This is a genomic window from Colwellia sp. MB02u-10 (genome assembly GCF_014077185.1).
Taxonomy (GTDB): Bacteria; Pseudomonadota; Gammaproteobacteria; order Enterobacterales; family Alteromonadaceae; genus Cognaticolwellia.
In genome coordinates, this window is the sequence record NZ_JACGVK010000045.1 from 19,339 (window position 1) to 40,005 (window position 20,667).

General features: G+C 39.6%; 18 protein-coding genes and 1 tRNA gene. 7 read left to right on the forward strand and 12 right to left on the reverse strand.

Translation table 11 applies throughout. From position 1 onward, the window contains the following. Positions 1-24: 24 nt before the first annotated feature. The 4 genes from H4J59_RS00220 to H4J59_RS00235 form a co-directional block, all read right to left on the reverse strand. Positions 25-1,248, reverse strand: coding sequence for an acyl-CoA dehydrogenase family protein (locus H4J59_RS00220; protein ID WP_182235784.1), 1,224 nt, complete (start codon positions 1,246-1,248; stop codon positions 25-27). Between the two features lie 110 nt (positions 1,249-1,358). Next, positions 1,359-2,546: an NADH:flavin oxidoreductase gene (locus H4J59_RS00225; protein ID WP_182235785.1), complete on the reverse strand. Its 1,188-nt coding sequence runs from the start codon at positions 2,544-2,546 to the stop codon at positions 1,359-1,361. 125 nt (positions 2,547-2,671) lie between these two features. Beyond that, positions 2,672-3,439: an SDR family oxidoreductase gene (locus H4J59_RS00230; RefSeq protein WP_182189599.1), complete on the reverse strand. Its 768-nt coding sequence runs from the start codon at positions 3,437-3,439 to the stop codon at positions 2,672-2,674. A 58-nt stretch (positions 3,440-3,497) separates the two neighbouring features. Further along, positions 3,498-4,220: a histidine phosphatase family protein gene (locus H4J59_RS00235; protein WP_182235786.1), complete on the reverse strand. Its 723-nt coding sequence runs from the start codon at positions 4,218-4,220 to the stop codon at positions 3,498-3,500. 563 nt (positions 4,221-4,783) lie between these two features. Here H4J59_RS00235 and H4J59_RS00240 point away from each other — a divergent pair. Then, the gene (locus H4J59_RS00240) at positions 4,784-5,707 is read left to right on the forward strand and encodes a LysR family transcriptional regulator (RefSeq protein ID WP_182235787.1); all 924 of its coding nucleotides are present in this window, start codon (positions 4,784-4,786) and stop codon (positions 5,705-5,707) included. Positions 5,708-6,161: 454 nt separating this feature from the next. On the opposite strand, the gene H4J59_RS00245 is transcribed toward H4J59_RS00240, so the two are convergent. The 5 genes from H4J59_RS00245 to yejK form a co-directional block, all read right to left on the reverse strand. Next, positions 6,162-6,887, reverse strand: coding sequence for an ABC transporter substrate-binding protein (locus tag H4J59_RS00245; RefSeq protein WP_182235788.1), 726 nt, complete (start codon positions 6,885-6,887; stop codon positions 6,162-6,164). A 64-nt stretch (positions 6,888-6,951) separates the two neighbouring features. Then, on the reverse strand, positions 6,952-7,794 hold the full coding sequence (locus H4J59_RS00250) for a M23 family metallopeptidase (RefSeq protein ID WP_182235789.1): 843 nt from the start codon (positions 7,792-7,794) through the stop codon (positions 6,952-6,954). Further along, positions 7,787-8,668 (reverse strand): 6-carboxytetrahydropterin synthase, encoded by an 882-nt coding sequence (locus tag H4J59_RS00255; RefSeq protein ID WP_182235791.1) that lies wholly within the window; start codon positions 8,666-8,668, stop codon positions 7,787-7,789. Before H4J59_RS00255 ends, H4J59_RS00250 begins: the two co-directional genes overlap by 8 nt. A 12-nt stretch (positions 8,669-8,680) precedes the next feature. Further along, complete coding sequence (gene pyrC, locus H4J59_RS00260) at positions 8,681-9,712, reverse strand: dihydroorotase (protein ID WP_182189605.1); 1,032 nt, start codon at positions 9,710-9,712, stop codon at positions 8,681-8,683. Between the two features lie 86 nt (positions 9,713-9,798). Then, a complete protein-coding gene (gene yejK, locus H4J59_RS00265) occupies positions 9,799-10,917 on the reverse strand; it encodes a nucleoid-associated protein YejK (RefSeq protein ID WP_182235793.1) in 1,119 nt (372 codons plus the stop codon). A 78-nt stretch (positions 10,918-10,995) separates the two neighbouring features. Here yejK and H4J59_RS00270 point away from each other — a divergent pair, with 78 nt between their 5' ends. From H4J59_RS00270 to H4J59_RS19745, 6 genes are all read left to right on the forward strand, one after another. Continuing rightward, positions 10,996-11,217 (forward strand): DUF1414 domain-containing protein, encoded by a 222-nt coding sequence (locus tag H4J59_RS00270; RefSeq protein WP_182136768.1) that lies wholly within the window; start codon positions 10,996-10,998, stop codon positions 11,215-11,217. Between the two features lie 56 nt (positions 11,218-11,273). Further along, the gene (locus tag H4J59_RS00275; RefSeq protein WP_182235795.1) at positions 11,274-13,007 is read left to right on the forward strand and encodes a DUF3413 domain-containing protein; all 1,734 of its coding nucleotides are present in this window, start codon (positions 11,274-11,276) and stop codon (positions 13,005-13,007) included. Positions 13,008-13,107: 100 nt separating this feature from the next. Further along, positions 13,108-13,184: transfer RNA gene (locus H4J59_RS00280), tRNA-Pro, on the forward strand. Between the two features lie 229 nt (positions 13,185-13,413). After that, on the forward strand, positions 13,414-13,548 hold the full coding sequence (locus H4J59_RS19740; protein WP_404851994.1) for a phage integrase central domain-containing protein: 135 nt from the start codon (positions 13,414-13,416) through the stop codon (positions 13,546-13,548). A gap of 4 nt (positions 13,549-13,552) precedes the next feature. Further along, positions 13,553-13,717, forward strand: a complete 165-nt coding sequence (locus H4J59_RS00285) for a hypothetical protein (RefSeq protein WP_182235797.1) — start codon at positions 13,553-13,555, stop codon at positions 13,715-13,717. A gap of 4 nt (positions 13,718-13,721) precedes the next feature. Beyond that, complete coding sequence (locus tag H4J59_RS19745; RefSeq protein WP_404851993.1) at positions 13,722-13,874, forward strand: hypothetical protein; 153 nt, start codon at positions 13,722-13,724, stop codon at positions 13,872-13,874. Between the two features lie 121 nt (positions 13,875-13,995). On the opposite strand, the gene H4J59_RS00290 is transcribed toward H4J59_RS19745, so the two are convergent. The 3 genes from H4J59_RS00290 to H4J59_RS00300 are packed head-to-tail and all read right to left on the reverse strand — an operon-like array spanning position 13,996 to position 19,978. Continuing rightward, the gene (locus H4J59_RS00290; RefSeq protein ID WP_182235799.1) at positions 13,996-17,094 is read right to left on the reverse strand and encodes an efflux RND transporter permease subunit; all 3,099 of its coding nucleotides are present in this window, start codon (positions 17,092-17,094) and stop codon (positions 13,996-13,998) included. Then, positions 17,091-18,395 (reverse strand): efflux RND transporter periplasmic adaptor subunit, encoded by a 1,305-nt coding sequence (locus tag H4J59_RS00295; protein WP_182235801.1) that lies wholly within the window; start codon positions 18,393-18,395, stop codon positions 17,091-17,093. Before H4J59_RS00295 ends, H4J59_RS00290 begins: the two co-directional genes overlap by 4 nt. After that, on the reverse strand, positions 18,395-19,978 hold the full coding sequence (locus H4J59_RS00300) for an efflux transporter outer membrane subunit (protein WP_182235803.1): 1,584 nt from the start codon (positions 19,976-19,978) through the stop codon (positions 18,395-18,397). The genes H4J59_RS00295 and H4J59_RS00300 overlap by 1 nt, the downstream gene beginning before the upstream one ends. Positions 19,979-20,667: the final 689 nt, after the last annotated feature.

The window sequence follows — 20,667 nt, forward strand, 5'->3', positions numbered from 1 at the left end:
TTATTGATTTAACTTGCTCAATGTTTATAGCAATTGACCTGAAGTTGTTTTTTTCACTAAATCGCGGCCAAGTTGCATCATATGTACTTGATCTGGACCATCCGCTAAACGCAAGGTTCTTTGGCCAGCAAAGGCATGGGCCAAAAAGGTATCTTGGCTGACACCAACGGCGCCATGGCATTGAATAGCACGGTCAAGTACATCAAGTGCCATATTCGGCGCGACGATTTTAATCATAGCGATAATATCTTTAGCGGCTTTATTGCCCTCAGTGTCCATTTTTTGCGCCGCTTTTAAGGTCATCAATCGTACTTGTTCAATCTGACAAGCAGAAATAGCAATGTCTTCACGCACTGATTGCTGTTTGATCATGGGGCGACCAAAAACAATGCGCTCGTTAACCCGATGACACATTAAATCAAGCGCACGTTGTGCTACGCCAATAGAGCGCATGCAATGATGAATGCGGCCTGGGCCTAAACGACCTTGGGCAATTTCAAAACCTTTGCCTTCACCGACAATAATGTTTTCAACCGGTACGCGGACATTGTCAAAGGTGATTTCAGCATGCCCTTCGGGAGCGTCGTTATAACCGAACACTTGCATTGGACGTACCATAGTTACGCCCGGTGTTTTCATCGGCACTAGCACTTGAGATTGCTGAATATAGCGGTTGCTATTGTCAGGATCAGTTTTGCCCATCACGATCATAATTTCACATTGTTTGCGACAGGCGCCACTGATATAGAATTTGCGACCATTGATAACATATTCATCACCTTCACGTTCTATGCGAAGTGCTATGTTGGTCGCATCACTTGAGGCAACTTCTGGCTCGGTCATGGCAAATGCTGAACGAATTTTTCCTTCAAGTAGCGGCTCTAACCATTGTTTTTTCTGCGCTTCATTACCATATTTAGCCAATACTTCCATATTGCCAGTATCAGGTGCCGCGCAGTTAAACACTTCTGGTGCCCACATCACTTTGCCCATAATTTCGGCAAGAGGAGCGTATTCCAAGTTAGTTAGCCCAGCACTATATTTACCGTAACTTACCGGTAAAAATAAATTCCATAAGCCTTGCGCTTTCGCCTTAGCTTTAAGTGCTTCCATTAAGGGCGGGGTTGACCATTGATCCTGAGCTACTTGCTCATGCATTTGTGCTTCAACAGGATAAACATGGCTGTCCATAAATGTGCTGACACGTGCCATTAATTCTTTAACTTTGTCGCTGTATTCAAAATCCATGGGTGATCCTTATTATTTTTTAATATCTGACTGTTATTTATGTCGTTTTAGCGCCATTAACTCTCTGCAGTCTTAAATTCACACTATCGCGAACATTTCTGCGATGGCGATTAACTTAATTTCATCAGCGCGGCTTTATTAAATTGTGCGATTTCATCGGCTTTATTGTCTTTAATTTTATTAACCCACTCTGGATCAACTAACAATGCTCGGCCGATAGCGACCAGGTCAAATTCATCATTATTTAAACGGGCCAACAAACCGTCAATATTAGTTGGGTTTGATGTCCCCCCAAGGTCGACACTGCCTTCACCCGTAAAATCACTATCTAAACCCACACTACCGACAGTGATAACAGGTTTCATCGTGATTTTTTTCGTCCAACCGGCAAGATTAAGGGCTGAACCTTCAAATTCAGGTAGCCAAAAGCGGCGTGTACTGGCGTGAAAAATGTCTACACCGGCATTGCTGAGTAACAATAGAAATCTTGTTAATTCTTCAGGTGTTTGACAAAGCTTAGCCTCGTAATCTTGTTGCTTCCATTGAGAAAATCTAAAAATGATTGGAAAGTTTTCACCAACAGCAAGGCGAATGGCTTGCACTATTTCAACAGCGAAACGTGCTCTATTTTCTAATGAGCCGCCATATTTATCGCTACGTTGATTGGTGCCTTGCCAAAAAAATTGGTCAACTAAATAACCATGTGCGCCATGCACTTCAATTGCGTCAAAACCAATAGCTTTAGCATCACCGGCCGCTTGAGCAAATGCGCTAACCACTTCATCAATATCTGCTTGACTCATGGCAATACCGTTGGGTGTGTCCGGCTTATACAAACCTGAGGGGCTATAAGCCGGTATGGCTTTATCTGGGCCTATGCCTTCTTTACGTACTGAGCCTACATGCCATAACTGCGGGGCAATTTTTCCACCGGCGGCATGAACTTCATCAACCACATGTTTCCAGCCCGCTAAGGCTTCTTCACCAAAAATAGCCGGCACACGCTCATAACCGTTGGCGGCTTTATGTGAGATAAAAGTGCCTTCGGTAATAATTAAGCCAACGTTACCTTCGGCTCTGCGACGATAATATTGAGCTACCTCGTCGGTTGGAATATAGTTTGGCGAAAATGTCCGTGTCATCGGTGCCATGACAGTGCGATTTTTTAATGTTAAACCTCCTATAGAGAAGGGTTGAAATAGTTTAGCGGCACTATTTACCGTGTTAGTTACAGCTTTAGTTATGCCCTTATCTTCAACTTTTTTTTCTAGATTTTGTACTGCGTCAATGCTGCTCATCTTATTCCCTAAACGCTTTCATTTTTTATTTGCTCTGCGTAAATTAACTAAAGTGGCGACAATAAGTCTAAAAGCCTGAGCCTCCACTAATTTACGCTTGTGATATAAATTTATAGGGCCATTACCTAGCCAATTAAATAACCGCCATCAACATTAATCGCCGTACCTGTGGTGTAGCTTGAAGCGTTGGAAACCAAGTACAAGACAGTACCCGCCATTTCTTCAGGCTGAGCCACTCGCTTCATCGGTACGTGATGCAACATTTGTGCTAATATTTTTGGATTATTAACTAAGGTAGAGGCAAACTTAGTGTCTGTCCCGCCGGGTAATATGGCATTAACACGAATGTTAAATTGGGCACATTCTTTCGCGAACGTTTTGGTCATCGAAATAACTGCGGCTTTAGTAATAGAATATATACCTTGATAATCACCCGGTATAACACCGTTGATAGAGGCCACGTTAACAATCGCCCCACCGTTATTTTCTTTCATCAATTTAGCGCCAATCGTTGACATGAAAAAATAACCACGAATATTAACGTCAACCGTTTTTTGAAACACCGCTAAATCAGTATCTAATACATGGCCAAAGTATGGATTTGTCGCGGCATTGTTCACTAATATATCTAGCTTACCGTGCTCTGCTGAAATTTGAGCAAATATGGCTTCTATCTGTTCCATTTCACCAATATGACAAGCAATGGCTTGTGCACTGCCACCCGCGGCAATAATTTGCTCAACAACGGCTTGGCAACCTGCTATTTTACGACTCGAAACAATAACATGAGCGCCGTTTTCTGCGAGCAGTTTAGCGATATGCTCACCAATGCCTCTGCTTGCACCGGTAACTAAAGCAATTTTTCCTGTTAAATCAAATAAATTGGTACTCATATCTTCATTCCTTGTTATAAATTTTGTCTTTATTTTTACTTGTCTCTTAACGCTTATCTCACCTAAACGTGACCCAGTCAGCACCCGCTTGGGTGAGATGACTATAATTATTAAAATAATCAATGCTTAAGTTTTTATTTGAAAAGAGTAATTTAGTCACACCGGTATTACGTAACTGTTGAATGATTGCCAGTGTATTTTGATCTGATAAACCTAATATATGTTGAACAAGCACAGAGATTGTACCGCCCGAGGTAAAAATACATATATCGTTTGAGTGCTTGGCGTTAGGTAAAAGTTTTTTAGGCATTAATGCTTGGTTAATAACGTCTTGCAAAGCTGTGATACAACGTTTTTTAAATTGTGGCCAGCTCTCAATATAATCACTGTCGTATGCGCCACCAACCCAGCGTTTAATTGCCAATGAAAATTCTGCTTGAAAAACGTGACTGGCGTTGGGTAACTGATTGGTTTCTTCTACCTTATCAGCAAAATTTCTCCATTGGGCATCGTAGCGTGTCAGCACTTCTACATGGTTAAATTCATTAAAACCTGAATGTAAAATCCTCGCGGGTTTATTACCCTGATACCCTAATAAAAAGTTTTCAAGGGTTTGTTCATGGCGCAGTAAATCGCCCGAAAAAATGTGTTTAGGTGCCGGCAATGACTGCCAACACTTACCCAATAACTGAGATTGCATCGCCCCTTTTTGGGATAACTGATCATAATCAGCTTGACCAAATGAGGCTTGGCCATGGCGAATCAGATAAATAGCGGCCATAAAACTAGGCTACTGCCATAACGTATTGGTTTTGCATTAGATTGAAATATTCTTTTATGATCATCTTATTGCTTACCATTGTCATGATTAAAATATCAGCTTAACGCGATTAATCTATGCTAAGTGCCCGCATAAAATTAAGCAAATGAATAGATCTTATAACTTACTATTCAAATTATGAATAGATAAGAAGGGGGATTACTTGTAACATAGCTAAAGAATAACTCATCACCATTGGCACTATTTTAATTGCCTTGATATTAATGATTTTGCTTTCACGCATATTGCCTACTTCACCTAGTAAAGATACAAACGTTTGTTAGGTGATAATATCGCGGTGGGTGATTGTTTTGTAGGTCGGACTTTAGTCCGTCACTGTTAAACCAGCGATTAACCTAGTGAGTTAACAAACATCTACAGCCAGCTATTATTTTTTATCGGTCTTAATACCATAAGGAAAAAAATGAATAGGTCTAACTAACTAGTAGCCAAAAATGCACTTAGATTAAAATAATAACATGACCCATAGTGGCTAAATGTTTGCTAAATTAAATGGAGAAAGTATGAAAGTAGATTTAAATCTATTTGTAGTGTTTGAAGCGATTTACTGTGAAGGAAATATTACCAAAGCGGCTTCAGCCCTTAACTTATCGCAACCTGCCGTGAGTCATTCATTAAGTAAACTTCGGCATAATTTTGATGATGCTTTATTTATTCGTCAAGGTAACCAGATGCGGCCAACACCGGTTGCCAATAATGTTATTGCCGATGTGCGTGAAGCCTTACAACAATTAAAAGTTTGCTTGGCGCAGTCTAGACAGTTTGAACCTTTAGTTTCGCGTAATAACTTCAATGTCTCGTTACATGGCGCTTTAGAAGCCTCATACTTACCCCCTTTAATGCAACGCATCAGAAAAGAAGCGCCTTTAATTAATTTACAAAGTAGTCGCCGAGTCAATCGTCATGAATTGGAAAACAAATTGGCCAGTGGTGATATTGATTTAGCGATAGACACCTTATTGCCGGTTAGTGACAATATTTTGCATACCCAATTAGATCAAAGCAAATTGGTGGTGCTAGCACGAGAAAACCACCCTATTGTGAAGTCGACACTTGATTTAGCCACCTACCTCGCACAAGAGCATGTACTGGTTTCATCTCGCACAGTAGGACTAAGTATTGAAGATTTTGAGTTAGGACGATTAGGACTACAACGAAAAATCGGCTTGAGGTGTCAGCATGCCTTTTCTGCCTGCCAAGTCATTGCCGATAACAACATGTTGCTAACACTGACCGAAACAACAGCGCAAATGTACAGCCAGTTGCTTGATTTGAAAGTATTTTCCTTACCCGTGAATTTGCACGATATTGACGTGCATTTATATTGGCACAGCAATGTCGATTTTGACCCAGCCAATAAATGGTTAAGAAATCAAATTATTCAAACTACATCGACAAGTTCAACCCTTAATGGCCAAAACACTTAATTGAAGACACTTAACCGAAAACAATGGCGGCAATGAACTTATACCAATTTCATTAATTAGGTGGTCTACTTTATACGCAGGGAAAATGGCCAAATATAAGGTATTTATTTAATAACTAGTTGTGCTAATTATTAAATAAATAACGCAGTAGTGGGTTATTTTAACCCGTAAAAATGATCAGATAATTAGTGAGATTGGTATTAATAAGAAAAAGTAATATTAATGTTGAAATTTAGTCTATTGGGTTAGTTGGCCTAAGACAGGCTAGATTTAAAGCAGTTAACACCGACTCGGAGAAGTCAGCTTTAAAGCTCAGATAAGATGTTTATATTATTTTTACTGGATTCGGTCTAACTTAACAGCCAACAAGTGTGGCTTTACATTTATTCATCCGTATTGAAACTCAGTATTGAAACTCAGTATTGAAACTCAGTATTGAAAAGTCATTTTACCCTTAATTAGGATGATTCCATTTATTAATTATTTTATCTAACTCACCAGATTTTTTTAAATCACCAATGGTCTGATTAATCGCTGTAACCACGCCAGGTTTAACCGATTTTTTGCTGAAAATAATATGAATGTCTGCCTGGTAAATACTTAAAGCATGCTTTTCAAACTCTCCAGCCATTTTGTACTTGTCAGAGAAGGCTTTCATGGTGGCCGGATCAACCAAAAAACCATCAATGTGCCCAGCTAATAGTAATGTTACATTCTCTTCAATATCAACAACTTCAATAATATGTTCTTGAAATTCAGCCGTTTTAATTAATGCTTGATATTCATCACCGTAATAATAGCCGCTTTCGATACCAATCATGTAATTGCTGTTGGTTAAATCTGATAAACCACCTAACTTAATACTATTAGCTTGGCCATTTCTAACAAATAAATTAACGGTCTCTTGCCTATAAGCTTCACTAAACATAGCATAACGCTGTCTTTCTTCGCTTAATGAAGCGCCCATAGCAACATCCATTTCACCGGTTTTTATATAGTGTAAATGTCGCTTCCAGGGTAATTCAGTATATTCTGTTGTATAACCAACTTTGGCAAATATTGTGTTGAAAATTTCAAAATCTAAACCTACAAGCTCTTGCTGGCTATTACGATATTGGTAAGGAAACCAAAGCTCCCAGCCAACATAGAAATTTTTGGCATCACTAGTAAAATTTACCATTAAACAAACTAAGAGAAGGAATTTTTTCATAGTAACCTGATTTATGACCTTAGCTAAATTATTTTTATTTCAACGGTTTGAGCTTTAATACTAATGCTGGATCTAAGCGCATATTAAACCAGTTTATGCGCCAATCTAAGTGTGGGCCTGTCGCTCGACCACTCGCGCCAACAGCAGCGACTAGTTGCCCTTTGCTTACTTTGTCGCCAACACTGACATATGAAGCGCTTAAATGCAAAAATGTTGAGCTAACACCATGGCCATGATCTATGATCATTGTGCCACCTGAGTAGAACATATCAGAGACAAACATAAGCACAGTACCATCGGCAGGCGCTTTAACAGCGTCGCCTGTATCACCCGCATAATCTAAACCATAATGCGGCCATTTAGGCACGCCGTTATAATAACGTTGACTGCCATAAACGCCGGTAATTACTCCTTCAATAGGGGCAATAAATCCCTGAGCAAAGGCGATTAAGTTACTGTCAATTTTTCGAGCGGCTTTAATCTTTTTGTTATCTTCCCTTACACGGATATTGGCTTTTTTGTTAGGGTTCATAATGCTTTTAGCAATACCTTCAACCCGTTGAATATTGTATTCACGTTTTAGCGGTTTTAATATCTGCTTTTCAATTACGCCACTTGGGCTAATGATGGTGAGTTCACTATTATTTTTTTCATCTCGGCTAAAGCCTAACGCATAGTCGCCGTTTAAAGAGACTTTAATCACTTTACCATTAAGCATAACTTTATTTTCTGGGGCTGTTTTACCTACAATTAACGCCCCTTGAAAAAACTGCTCACTCAGCTGTGTTTGAGTTGATGTTTTTGCTGACACCTCTTGTGTAGCCAGTAAACTAGCGATAAAGGTGAGTGTTAATAATAATGAACACTGTTTAGCCATTAGCAATAGCTCCTTTAGCAACGCCTTCAAAAGCAACCACTTTAAACTCATCGTTCGGTGCTTGCTGTTTAAGTTGACGGACAATAAAGTCAGCCAATAACTCAACCGTTGAGTCGCAATCAACCACATCTAAAATGTTACTTGGCACGGCAATATCAAATCGACCTTGTGGCGCAAAGTAAGAAAACAGTTGGTGATCGGGAGTTAAATTAGCCATAGCTGTAGCCGACAATTCTATTTCACTTTTCGCCATGCGGTCAGCTTCACTCGCAAGATATATATCGTGCCAACGTGAACTCCAAGCCGCTTCATGTGCTGCTGAGCGTTGACCATTTTTATAGATATGAATTTTTGAACGATGACCATGAGCGATACGCTGACAATTACCATCATGCAATTTCAAACCATGGGTATAGTGATAATAAGCACCCTCAATATTTTCTGGCCGTAAATTTAGTGTCAAACCTTGGACATTTTTCGGTAAATGACTCAAAATTATATCGGTTAAATAATTTGTCACCGCCGCGATGTCTATTTGCTTGGTATCTATTTTGGCAAATGCACAGCTCGGTGATTGTAAATAGTAGCTACTCTGCTTAGCACTGAAATTGACAAATTCATGACCTGCTCGATGGGAAGAAACTTCCACACTAACGGTGTTACTTTGCATGGGCAATAATAACTTATGATCAACCGCATCATCTATAATGGCCTTAATTTGCTTTTTAACCACAGCAAAATCAAGCACCATACTCATTTCATTTAAACTACCCTCAAGCAAAACATCAACAATCCAACTTTCGCCCACAATGCCACGTTCAGCACAACAGTACGAGAAGTCGATAACGGTTAAATCATTTACAAATAACTGCATTTAATAACTCTCCTACAACTTAACTTGCCAAGCAATGGTTTCATTCGCGCGAATAGGCACCACTTCGTCGTTACCAAAAGCCATGGTGGCCGGTACAGTCCATGCTGCTTTAACTAGGGTTATTTTGTCAGTGTTTACCGGTAAGTTATAAAACTTAGGACCATGTAAACTAGCAAAGCCTTCAAGCTTATCAAGCGCACCGGCTTGTTCAAATGCTTCAGCATATAACTCGATAGCAGCATGTGCGGTGTAAGCACCGGCACAACCACAGGCATTCTCTTTTGCATGTTGTGAATGCGGCGCAGAATCGGTACCCAGGAAAAATTTATCACTGCCACTGGTCGCCGCGGCAACTAAGGCGTCTTGATGAATATTACGTTTTAATATTGGCAAACAATAATAATGTGGACGAATACCGCCCACTAACATGTGGTTACGATTAAATAATAAATGATGAACGGTAATGGTTGCGGCTACGTTGTCACCCGCTGCTTTAACAAAATCAACCGCATTTTTGGTGGTGATATGCTCTAACACTATTTTTAATGTCGGATGCTTTGCCACCAGTGGCCGCAATATAGTATCGATAAAGACCGCTTCACGGTCAAAAATATCAATATCGTGACTGGTTACTTCGCCATGCACCAACAACGGCATGTTCTCTGCTTCCATCGCCGCAAATACGGGGGCAAGATTATCGATGTTAGTTACGCCAGATGAAGAATTTGTTGTGGCTCCTGCTGGGTAAAGCTTGGCCGCATAAACAATACCTGAGGCTTTGGCCGCTTTAATATCTTCTGCGCTGGTTTGATCGGTTAAATACAACACCATTAGCGGTTGAAACTGTGCACTCGGCTTTGCCGCCATAATACGCTGATGATATTGACGCGCTAATTCAGCATTGGTTACCGGTGGTACTAGATTTGGCATAATAATAGCGCGGCCAAAGTAGCGGCTAATATCAGCAACTGTGTTATTTAAGCTGGCGCCATCGCGCAAATGTACATGCCAGTCGTCTGGTCGAGTAATGGTTAATGTGGTCATTTTCTTTCCTAATGTCATCTATTCATCTGCTACTGCCGTTAGTAGGCAATATGTTTTATCACTTATTAGCTTAGCTTGAGCTAATACTAGTATTCGTCTTCTGAGCTTTCTGTGCTTTCTGTTTCTGTGCTTAGCCCTGACGTTATGGCTTGGCTTTGGCTCGCGCTCTGGTTAGCATTACTTTCTATTAAGGCTAGTAGTTGATCTTTTAAATTTGGCGGCACTTTATAAATGGTAATACTTTCATTGGCTGGATTATAAACCACATCTTGGCCAAAATGACTACGCTCGAAGCTTAAACTGATACCGTTACCATAACCCGCATACTTGGTGACTTTATTCACTACGGTTTGATCATGAGGAAACGATTCCTCAATGGGGTATGATTGCTCTTGGCAAAACTTATAAAAGTCTTGGCCACTCTCTTCGGTTTTAATCACATCACTTATTTCTTGCAATGAAACATCTTGCGCCGACTCTTTTTGCTCTTTGCAGTAACTTAAGAGTTCTTTACGACTGTGTTGTTTTTCATTGGCGTCAAATTGATTAACTGCAACATAATCTTCCACCGCTTGCACTAAGGTTTGGGTTTGTTCTTTTGAGTTTAAGCCTTCTTCACAGCTTAAAAAATCTAAGAAAAAGTCAGACACTTTTCTGCCCGCGCGACCTTTAATAAAAGAAATATAACGGTTACCTTGGGCATTATTCTGATAATCGAATAAATCGATGCGAGCCGCTAACTGAAGCTTATTAGTATCAAGGTGTTGATCAGCTGAAATATGTAAATCACCGTCAACTGAATAATGTTCAGAAATAGGAATTATCGCCGCCAGTAAGTAGCGTCCACCCATATACTCGTAATGACACACAATTAAATAACCGGTTTCTGCCAGGTCATATTTTTCTAATTCATTTTTAAGTAAATTTCCCGCTTGGCTACTAAATTCATGAAAACTTTGTGAATCACCTAAATAGCTTTCCATAATATCAACAAATCGAGCTTTGTCGCCTTGGGCTGGCATAGCAGAAAAATGTCCGTAGGCCTTACTGCCTTTGCTGTTGTAAATTTTATGTAGTGCATCAACAAAACTTTCAATTTTGCTGCTAGCTGCAACATTCTCAGGACCTAACCTGAGTACAACTTCGCCAGTTTCTTCTTTTTTTGTTAAAAAATGCAGTGCAATATTCGAAATTATTAAGCTCATAGATAAAGGTCAGTATTATATTGTTCGGGCATTTGATAAACTTATGTCTGTTTATTAAATTACCATTAAGTGTATAAGATGCCCATTGTATCCAAGTATTCCAACGAACGTGTAGAAAAAATTATTAAAGATTTGCTTGATGTACTCGTTAACGAGTCTGCAACCCCTGATCTAGCGCTAATGTGCCTAGGAAATACCCTAACAGAAATTATTACAAATAATGTGCCGAAAAAGGAACGAGAGGCAATAGTAGACAATTTTACCAAGGCATTAAAACAATCTATACAAAATTCTAAATAAAACGTATAGATAATCAGCGACATTCATAAACAATAATAAGAGAATTAAACGACGCAATGGTTTCATTTGAATCAAAACCCTATAGTAAGCGCCTATTACAGTTAATTAGCTGGAGCCACTGGTTCACTTTTTTTAATATTATTGCGGCGATCTTATTATCGTCAATTTATGTATTTAGTGAAGCAATGCCTGACACTTTATTAGGCCAAACCTATTTAGTCACCACTTGGTTAAGCCATGTAGCTTTCTTAACTTTTATGAGTTTTGTGCTCATTTTGTTTCCAATCACCCTGTTGTTTCCTCGAACCCGATTTATTCGGGTGGTCGCTTCTATCATTTTTAGTGCCCAGTTATTGCTTTTGCTGCTCGACGCATTTATCTATACCCGCTTAGGCTATCATTTAAATATTTCATCAAGTGCGCCCATACTTGACCTTATTCATAACGAAATACAACAAAATAGCCGAGCGTTCTGGTTTGTTAGCCTAGTATTGACCATGGTGATATTGTCGTTTGAACTGATAGCATCAAATTATGCTTGGAAGCACCTAAAAGAATTACAAAAAACTATTTTTGCGCGCTTTATCGTTATTCCTCTGGTGAGCTTTTTCTTTTTTAGTCATATTATTCATATTTGGGCTGATGCCAACCTGGAATATGACGTATTACGCCAAGACACAGTATTGCCCTTGTCTTATCCATCAACCGCCAAAACCTTATTAACTAAATATGGTATGTTCGATCAAGTGGATTATATTGCCCGTCGCACCAGCCCCCTTGCCTTTACAGATGCCGTACCTCAGTACCCGCTTTATCAAGGCCAATGTCTCAATGACACCGAATTAAAACAATCGGTTTTCATGGTGATTACAGACCAAATATTGCAAACTCAGCAACTAGATAAAATAAAACAAAGAGCCAAGCAAGGTGTACTATCGCTAGACAGCCATATTGATAACGCGTCACCAAAAGAAGCTTGGTTTAACTTGTTTTATAGCTTGCCAAGTATTTACCAAAAAGCCTTGTTCGAACAACAAGCACAGCCGCTACTATTTCAAATTATGGCTCAGAAAAATTTAGCCACATCACTTACTATTGTCGGTGAAGATCACAATGAAGCCTCAGTAATGAATACCCATGACTTGTTAAGCCTGACAAATAAACTATTTCCAACAGTAACAAAACTAGCCGATATATCGAGTTTGATATTTGCGGATAAACTCAATAGTTATGCCCCAGGTTTACACGTGTTTTATTTTAAAGGTAACAATAGCTATCAGTTTGAACTGTTTTTAGACGCTTTAATGTCGGTGCAAAACAACCAACCAGGCGATAAGCAACTCAAGGATATCCTTTGGATCAGCTCTATTGGTAACAGCACAACAGAAACAAGTTTATCGATTAAACCCGCGCTACTGGTTTTACCGGCAAGTAAAAATAGAGCGATTAATAAACTCACTAGTCATATGGATATGCAACCTACGTTGATTAAAAACTGGCTAAACTGCGATATTAAAGCAACAAGCTATAGCAACGGTACTGACATCAAAAAATTAAATAATGACCGTATTATTGCTAATACCATGGACAACGGCATTGTGGTGTTTAATAAAGATAAATCGATGTTTGTTGACCAAAATGGTAACTTTCAAAGTTATTCTATTCAACTGGCCGCCCCTATTACGGCAAAATCTGATTTTCCATTAATGATTGATGGCGTTCACTTTATTAAGCAATTTAGTAAACAATTCGATGAACAAGTGGATAAACAATTGAATAACGTACAATAATTAGACGCTTAACTCAATTGATGATGTTTTTTAATTGCAATCGAGCGATAAATCATTAATATAGTCCACATAAGCTTTTATCCCCATTAAGCTTATCAATCGGGGTATAGCGCAGCTTGGTAGCGCGCGCGTCTGGGGGACGTGAGGTCGCAAGTTCGAATCTTGCTACTCCGACCACATTAAGAAAATAAAAGAATCGCATTTTGCTTAAGTATCTATTACATAAGCTAATGCGATTTTTTTGTGCCTGTATCACCCTATTAAATTTACTAATCAATAGCAGTAGCATTGGCAGTACCACTTAGTTTTTAAACATATAGATACTCCACATAATCTCTAAATCAAATACGGCTCTTACTAACACTCAAGTTAAACAACCTAAACCTAAAGTAAAAGAGCAAATCACATACTAGCGAAGCATGTATTGCCTTCACTTGAAGGCATGCCTATTGGTGAAATCAAACCCAAGTATGTTATTTCTTTATTGAAACCAGTAGCGGCAGAAGGTAAACATGAAACGGTTAAGCACGTTCATCAATGAGATAATGAGACTAGCAGTTGGTGAAGGTGCTATTGCATTCAACCCCTTGTCCGATATAACAAAGCTATTCCCTGCTTCACAGACCCAACATTTCAAAACATTAACACCTGAAAAATTACCTGAGCTAATGAAAGGTATGGCCATAGCCAATATATCAAGAGTAAGCTAGGTATGTGTTTGAACTACAGCTACATTGTTCAACTAGACCTGCTGAACCTGCCACAGCTAAATGGGAGGTGTTTAATTTTGATACAAAAATCTGGACTATTCCTGCCTCGAAAATGAATAAGCCACATCAAATACCATTATCTACGCAGGTTATATAATTAATTGGTTTGGTTAAGACAATGAGAGTTAAGCGAATGTAGTGGTCTATATTCGCTTAACTCTTATTATATTCGTTGATAAGTAAGGTAAATTCTCTTCACTTTACTTAATTGCTGTGACTTAGTTTAACTGAGTAGCCAGCTTTTCTTTACCGCGAGAAGTTAACCGCTTCATATCTTCAACCAGCAAGTAGTTTACTGGTACAAGTATCAAGGTAATAAACGTGGCGAATATAATACCAAAGCCCAGCGATACCGCCATCGGGATCAAAAACTGTGCTTGAGTTGCCTTTTCAAACAATAACGGCATTAAACCAATAAATGTTGTGAGTGACGTGAGCATGACCGGTCTAAATCGTGATTGGGCAGCAATTAGTACCGCGTTATAGACCTTTTCTCCTGTGCGCACTTTTGCATTAATAAAATCAACTAACACCAAACTGTCGTTGACCACCACACCAATCAACGCCATTAAGCCTAATAGGCTCATGATGGTTAAATCCATCCCCATGATCCAATGACCAATAATCGCACCAATAGCACCAAACGGAATAACAGACATCACAATCAGTGGCTGTACGTACGATTTAAAAGGTATGGCCAATAAACAATAAATAATAAAAAATACAAACACTAAGCCCCAAGCAAGGCTACTAAAAGAGTCTGCTTGCTCGCGTGCTTCACCTTCTAAGCTATAAGAAACTCCAGGATACTTGTTCATAAGTTCGGTTAAAAATTGATTAAGGTCGGCATTTAGTATCGTCATATTGGTGGCGTTTTTATCAACATCAGCGGTCACATTAACCGTACGATATCGGTCAATACGCTTAATGGCTGATGCACTTTTCCCCGCTTTTAAGATCGCCACATGCGATAACGGCACTTTGCCACCAGCGGGGGTATTGATCAGCATATCCTTGAGTTGTGATATTGATTGTCGCTCAGACAATGGAAAACGCAACATCACACGCACATCATCACGGCCACGCTGAATTCGTTGAATTTGAGAGCCAAAATAAGCATCTCTGACTTGTCTGGTTATCCATGAATTACTCATGCCCATCGCATAACCTTGCGCGGTCAGCTCTATCTGTAGTTCTTCTTTGCCGTCAGATAAACTATCGGCAATTTCAAAGGCGGTTGGATAGGTCCGTATGCGCTCTTTTACTTCATCAGCCACTTGTTTTAAGGCTTGTAAATCCGTCGCTGAAAGTTGTACGTCGATAGGATCACTACCTCTGCCTATTTCGGCTCTAAAGGTTAAACTTTCCGCACCAGGTAGTGGGCCAATTAACGCTCGCCATTCTTTAACTAATTGCGCTGTGCCTATGCCAGTGTCATTTTTATCTGCGGGTAATACTTCAAAACGTACTCGGCCTTTTTCTTCACTGGTAATGGCTAAGGTGTTTAAAATTAGGCTTTGGCCTTCATCATCTCGGTATTTATCTTGTAAGGTTTTTGCCGCATTCGACATTTTCTCTACGTAAGCATCAACAACATCAAAGCTAGTACCCACCGGCATAGTGACACTGCCGCGAGCAGTTTCACTGGCAATACGCGGGAAGAAAACGAAACGAGTCCAACCACTGGTAATAAACGCAAGAATCAAAATAAAGACACCAAAAAACAAGGCTACTGTGGTTAAACGGTTGCGAATCGCTAACGACAATAAGGGCTTATAATAACGTAAAATTGCGTTTTCAAAGCCGTCGGCGAAGCCTTGCTGCCAGACACTAAACTTTGATTGTTTAGTGCTTTCACTACGCAAACGCAGTGATTTTAAATGCGAAGGCAAAACAAATTTAGACTCTATTAAACTAAATAACAGTACAGGAATAACAATAATGGGAATTTGCGCAAACAAAGCGCCCCGTTGTCCCTCAATAAAAGCTAAGGGTAAAAACGCCGCCACTGTGGTTAAAATACCAAAAGTTACCGGCGTAGCTACTTCTTCCGTGCCTTTAATAGCGGCTTCTAGGCCGCTAGATGCGGTTTGTGTATGGCGATAAATATTTTCACCTGTCACTATCGCATCATCAACTACAATGCCCAATACCAGTATAAATCCAAATAGGCTCATGATATTAATAGAAATATCAAAAAATGGCATCACGATAAATGCCCCCATAAAACTAACAGGAATACCAATAGAGACCCAAAAAGCTATTGATGGACGTAAAAATAGCGTAAGTAAAAGTAAAACCAGAAAACCACCTTGTAACGCATTAGTGATCAAAGTATTTAGGCGACTTTTTACAATTTCAGAATCATCATCCCAGTAACTTAATACGAAGCCTTGCGGCAGGCTTTCTTGGCGCTGATCAATATAGTCTTTTACGGCATCGGCAACGTCAATAGCACTTTGATTACCAATGCGATACACATCAATTAATGCCCCTTGTTGACCATTAAACCGCGCGCGCAATGGTGTTTCTTCAAAACCGTCATTGACCTGTGCTACATCTTCCAAAGAAATAAAAGTACCATCGGTGTTAGTTTTTATGATAATTTTTTCAAACTCATCTCGACGATACGCTTGACCAATATTACGTACCAAAACATCGCCACCATCTGTACGCACATTACCGGCTGAAATATCAACAGAGCTATTACCGATCGCGGTTGATATTTCAGTCAGGGTTAATTGGTATTGTTCAAGCTTACTTTGGTTAACCTCGATACTAATTTCATAGTCGCGCACCGCATCCAAGGCCACTTGTGTCACCTGAGGTAAGCGCAATAAATCGTCACGCACTTGTTCAGAAAATTCGCGTATTTCTTTCTCACCATATTCAGAGGCAATAGTCACTGAAATAACATTACGAATGCGCTGCGCAATGGCAATAACCGGTTTTTCAGCGTCCGCAGGAAAGGTATTAATAGCATCAACACGACTTTTAATGTCAGCGAGTAAGTCTCGTACATCGGTTGATGAATCAGCTTCAATGCGCACCGTTGCCCCGCCTTCTACTGAAGTACTAGTGATTTTTTCGATGCCCTGTAAATCTTGCACGGCCTCTTCAATTCGAATGGCCACACCTAGCTCTGCATCTTCGGGGGTCGAGCCTCGTAAGGTCACCGATACATTAACGACTTCGGATTCAAATGATGGAAAAACTTCTAATGGAATACTACTTTTAATTGAAAAAATACCAGTCAATAAAATGGTGATCATCAACAAGTTTGCCGCGACATGATTTTTTGCAAACCAAGCGATCATGACGTAACTCCCTTAGCCTTGTCTGATTGTGCTTTACGCGGTTTATCACCCTTGCCTGCATTTTTAGAGTCAGCTGCTGGATTAGCGCCAAGTTTGGCCGCTTTGTTAGACTTTTTCGACCTTGTTACTGCCTTACCGTCTATATTGCTTACAGTTACCACAGTGCCTGAATTGACTTGCCCTAAAGGTGTTAGTACTAGCAGTTGATCTGCTACTAAACCCGTTGCAATTACAGCAACGTCTTCACTTTGCCATGCAATGGTGATGTTTTTACGCTTAAGCACATTGTTATCAACAATGTAGACATAGCTGCCTTGATAAATAGCTCTATTTGGAATACTGAGAGCATTTTTAATGGTTTTACCATCAATTTTTGCACTGACATATTGGCCGATCTTTAACGGCAAGCCATTGCCTTCATTTTCGCCATAAGGGTCGTCAATTTGTGCCACGACAAACAGTTGTTGTGACGCTTCATCAAAAGCACCTTCAGTGCGTACGACTCTACCTGTCCAACTTTGACGAGCCGCCAGATCTGAATAAATAGTTACCGCAGGTTGTTGCTCAAGGCTTGCCTTTTGAAAGCGATTACTCTCTGGCAACAGCATATAAGGTAAGTCTTTATTTTTTAGCGGCAGACGAATTTCGACATAATCAATGGCATAAATTTCCGCAAGTTCAGTGCCTATACTCACTACTTGACCAACATCCACTGACTTACTTAATATTCGGCCAGTGTAAGGAGCAACAATATTACTGCGCTCAACGGCTAATTCAGTTTTTGTTAAACTCGCTTGTGCCGAATAAACTGACGCTTGCGCCGCCAGTAGTTGCGGCTTACGTAAGACAAGTTCAGGGGCTTGTTCACTATTGCCCAAACGCTGCCAGTCTTGTTTTGCTTGTTCTACCCGAGCTTGCTCTTCACTAAAGTTTTGCTTCGCGGTAAATAAGCTTGCTTGAGCTATTTTCACTTCCGCTAGTAAATCACGTTGATCTAATTGCAGTAAAATATCACCTTGTTCGAAAAACCCACCAGTTCTAAATTTAGGACTAATACTGATGATTTTTCCAGATACTTGTGGTAATAATACGCTCTGTGTACGAGGTTTAATGGTGCCATAACTATCAATGGTAACGGCTAAGTCGCTACGTGTTAACTTTTGTACTTGTACACTCAATTGTGGCGTATTACTTGGACGCCCGCGTTTTGCTGAAGGCGGATTACTAGTAACGACATAGGCCGAAAATACCAATGCAGATAAAACAATAATTGGCAGTAGTTTTTTTATTTTAAATGACATTACTTTTCCATGCTGATGCGGTTAATTAGAGATGCTGGTAATAAACTTTTTTCACTTTTGCTGGCATTTTCGCTTGGGTTATTAAGATAATCACCACCTAAAATGCGATATATTTCAATACGATTTTGTAACAACAGATTAGCCAACTGGATCACGGTAGTTTGGGCATCAAAAGAGCGTCGCTGTGCTTCTAATACCGTGGTATAAGTAACTAGGCCACGTAAGTATTGATCGAAAGAAAGCTTCTCTGCGGCCAAGGCATTTTCTTGTGCTTTAAGATAATAAGCATAGCGTTGATTCAATGAATCTCGCGCGCTAATACTGTTTTCTACATCTGCAAATGCTTGATAAACTTGCTGTAAATATTGCTGTTCTTTTTGTTCAACGCTCAGTTTTGCTTGTTGTTCAAGCGACTCAAGCTTTCCGGCATTAAATAAAGGTGTTGATATACTACCTAGCAGTGACCAAGCTAATGCACCACCGTTAAGTAAATTAGTTAATTCAGTGGCATTATCACTGACACTAGCGTTCAAATTAAAACTTGGAAAGCGTTGTTTATGTGCGACCGCTAGGCCCGCATCTAACGCTAATAATGCTAACCAACTTGCTTGAATATCAGCCCGGCGTGTTAATAACTGAGCCGGTAAGCCTAGTTTTATTTCATCATCAATAATGGGTAAGTTTTGCACGCTAACTTTTTTGGCTAGTGGATAATCACCTAAGAGCAACTCAAGTGTTCTACTGCTAGCTTGCAACGTTTGTTGTTGCTCTGCTACACGAGCAAGCTCTTGATTTACCGTATTTTTAGTGAGGTAAACATCAAGAGCTTCGTTCAAACCCAGTTGATATGATGATTGAATCATGACTAAATTACGTTGTAAGTTGTCGGCACGTTCTTGATATAAATTAAGTAACTGCTGCGCTTGTGTTAAATCAAACCAAGCTTTACTGATATTGGCGACTAAAGTTTGTTTACTTTGTTGGTAATCGGCTTGTGCCGCGGCAAAATTTAAACGACTCTGATTTTGTTCGTCAGATAATTTACCCCAAAGGTCGAGCTCATAACTTAAATCGACACTAATATCGGCACTATTTTGATAGCTGGTCGTACTATTGGTTACTTGTTTACGTCTTGAGTTATCTAATGATAACGATAGTGCTGGAAAATCAGTCGCCTCACTGACATTTAATCGTGCTTTAGCAAGTTCAACGTTGATGCGTGCCGAGGCGAGTTGATAATTATTTTCTAACGCATATGCAACCATCTTCTCTAACGCGCTATCGTTAAAGCTTTTTAGCCAGCCATCAGTCACAGGGCTTGCTAGCGATGACTGTGATTTATTTGCTTGCCATTGTTCTGGGGTGTTTTTCTCAATAATATTTAACGGTTTTTTTTCAGATAAACCACTGGGTGTACTGCAGGCGCTGATTATCACTGCTAAGGCAATAACTGTAATACGGCTGGCTTTTATCAAAGATATTGCCCTTAATGCTTGGCTTAACTCATTGGAATTATCTAGGCCGCTTTTAGCGACAGCTTTATTCGAGTGAACTTGCAAATTTTTGTTCAAAATCCTGTTCAAAATTTTCCCCACCACAGATACAATTAAGCCAATTTTTAAGGTCACAATAATATGGTTCAGCATGGAGGCAAACAATATACTTTACATTGCTTTACATTAGCTTACCGCAAGAGCGTTGAATGGACGTTTTTTAACGCTAAGTGGTATTTTATCCATTAGAACAGTAACTAATCTGATACTAGCTAATGTTAACTAATGAAAGTCTCTCGAGTGAACCGTTAACCCTTAGGTACGATCGCTTAAGTTAATTAAACGTCCGGAAATAAAAAACCATTTGATAGCTGTTAAGCAAAGCATGATAAAAAGCAGCGGGATAATGATACGTTAACCGAGCATAAGCCTGCGCAGCAACAGTCACTTTTCAAACATTGCTCCGCCGCCCATAACGACCCTTCCCGTTTTTGAGAGGAAATTATCAATAAATTTTCTAAAGGTATAAATGCTTGCAGCAACCTTAATTCACCAATAGCATTAATAGTTTGTACTTCATACCCCCTTGACGGGGTAGGCCACCGTGTAGGTATTTGTTAATTTCAGGATAACTAATATCAATAGTTTCAACAACGTTAAACATAAAAACGGGCTATAAACACATCATAATTGATAAGATAAAGTTAACCATCTGATAATAAGTAAATTTAAAATAATAAAAACGCCAGTCAGCAATTAACTGACTGGCGTTATTAATA

Bases quoted from the DNA above. Each gene is read 5' to 3' on its own strand.
- H4J59_RS00250 (WP_182235789.1), bottom strand. From the start codon at position 7,794: ATGGCTAAACAGTGTTCATTATTATTAACACTCACCTTTATCGCTAGT.
- H4J59_RS00240 (WP_182235787.1), top strand. From the start codon at position 4,784: ATGAAAGTAGATTTAAATCTATTTGTAGTGTTTGAAGCGATTTACTGT.
- H4J59_RS00235 (WP_182235786.1), bottom strand. From the start codon at position 4,220: ATGGCCGCTATTTATCTGATTCGCCATGGCCAAGCCTCATTTGGTCAA.
- yejK (WP_182235793.1), bottom strand. From the start codon at position 10,917: ATGAGCTTAATAATTTCGAATATTGCACTGCATTTTTTAACAAAAAAA.
- H4J59_RS00220 (WP_182235784.1), bottom strand. From the start codon at position 1,248: ATGGATTTTGAATACAGCGACAAAGTTAAAGAATTAATGGCACGTGTC.
- pyrC (WP_182189605.1), bottom strand. From the start codon at position 9,712: ATGACCACATTAACCATTACTCGACCAGACGACTGGCATGTACATTTG.
- H4J59_RS00285 (WP_182235797.1), top strand. From the start codon at position 13,553: ATGAGACTAGCAGTTGGTGAAGGTGCTATTGCATTCAACCCCTTGTCC.
- H4J59_RS00290 (WP_182235799.1), bottom strand. From the start codon at position 17,094: ATGATCGCTTGGTTTGCAAAAAATCATGTCGCGGCAAACTTGTTGATG.
- H4J59_RS00225 (WP_182235785.1), bottom strand. From the start codon at position 2,546: ATGAGCAGCATTGACGCAGTACAAAATCTAGAAAAAAAAGTTGAAGAT.
- H4J59_RS00275 (WP_182235795.1), top strand. From the start codon at position 11,274: ATGGTTTCATTTGAATCAAAACCCTATAGTAAGCGCCTATTACAGTTA.
- H4J59_RS00245 (WP_182235788.1), bottom strand. From the start codon at position 6,887: ATGGTAAATTTTACTAGTGATGCCAAAAATTTCTATGTTGGCTGGGAG.
- H4J59_RS00230 (WP_182189599.1), bottom strand. From the start codon at position 3,439: ATGAGTACCAATTTATTTGATTTAACAGGAAAAATTGCTTTAGTTACC.
- H4J59_RS00295 (WP_182235801.1), bottom strand. From the start codon at position 18,395: ATGTCATTTAAAATAAAAAAACTACTGCCAATTATTGTTTTATCTGCA.
- H4J59_RS00255 (WP_182235791.1), bottom strand. From the start codon at position 8,668: ATGCAGTTATTTGTAAATGATTTAACCGTTATCGACTTCTCGTACTGT.
- H4J59_RS00270 (WP_182136768.1), top strand. From the start codon at position 10,996: ATGCCCATTGTATCCAAGTATTCCAACGAACGTGTAGAAAAAATTATT.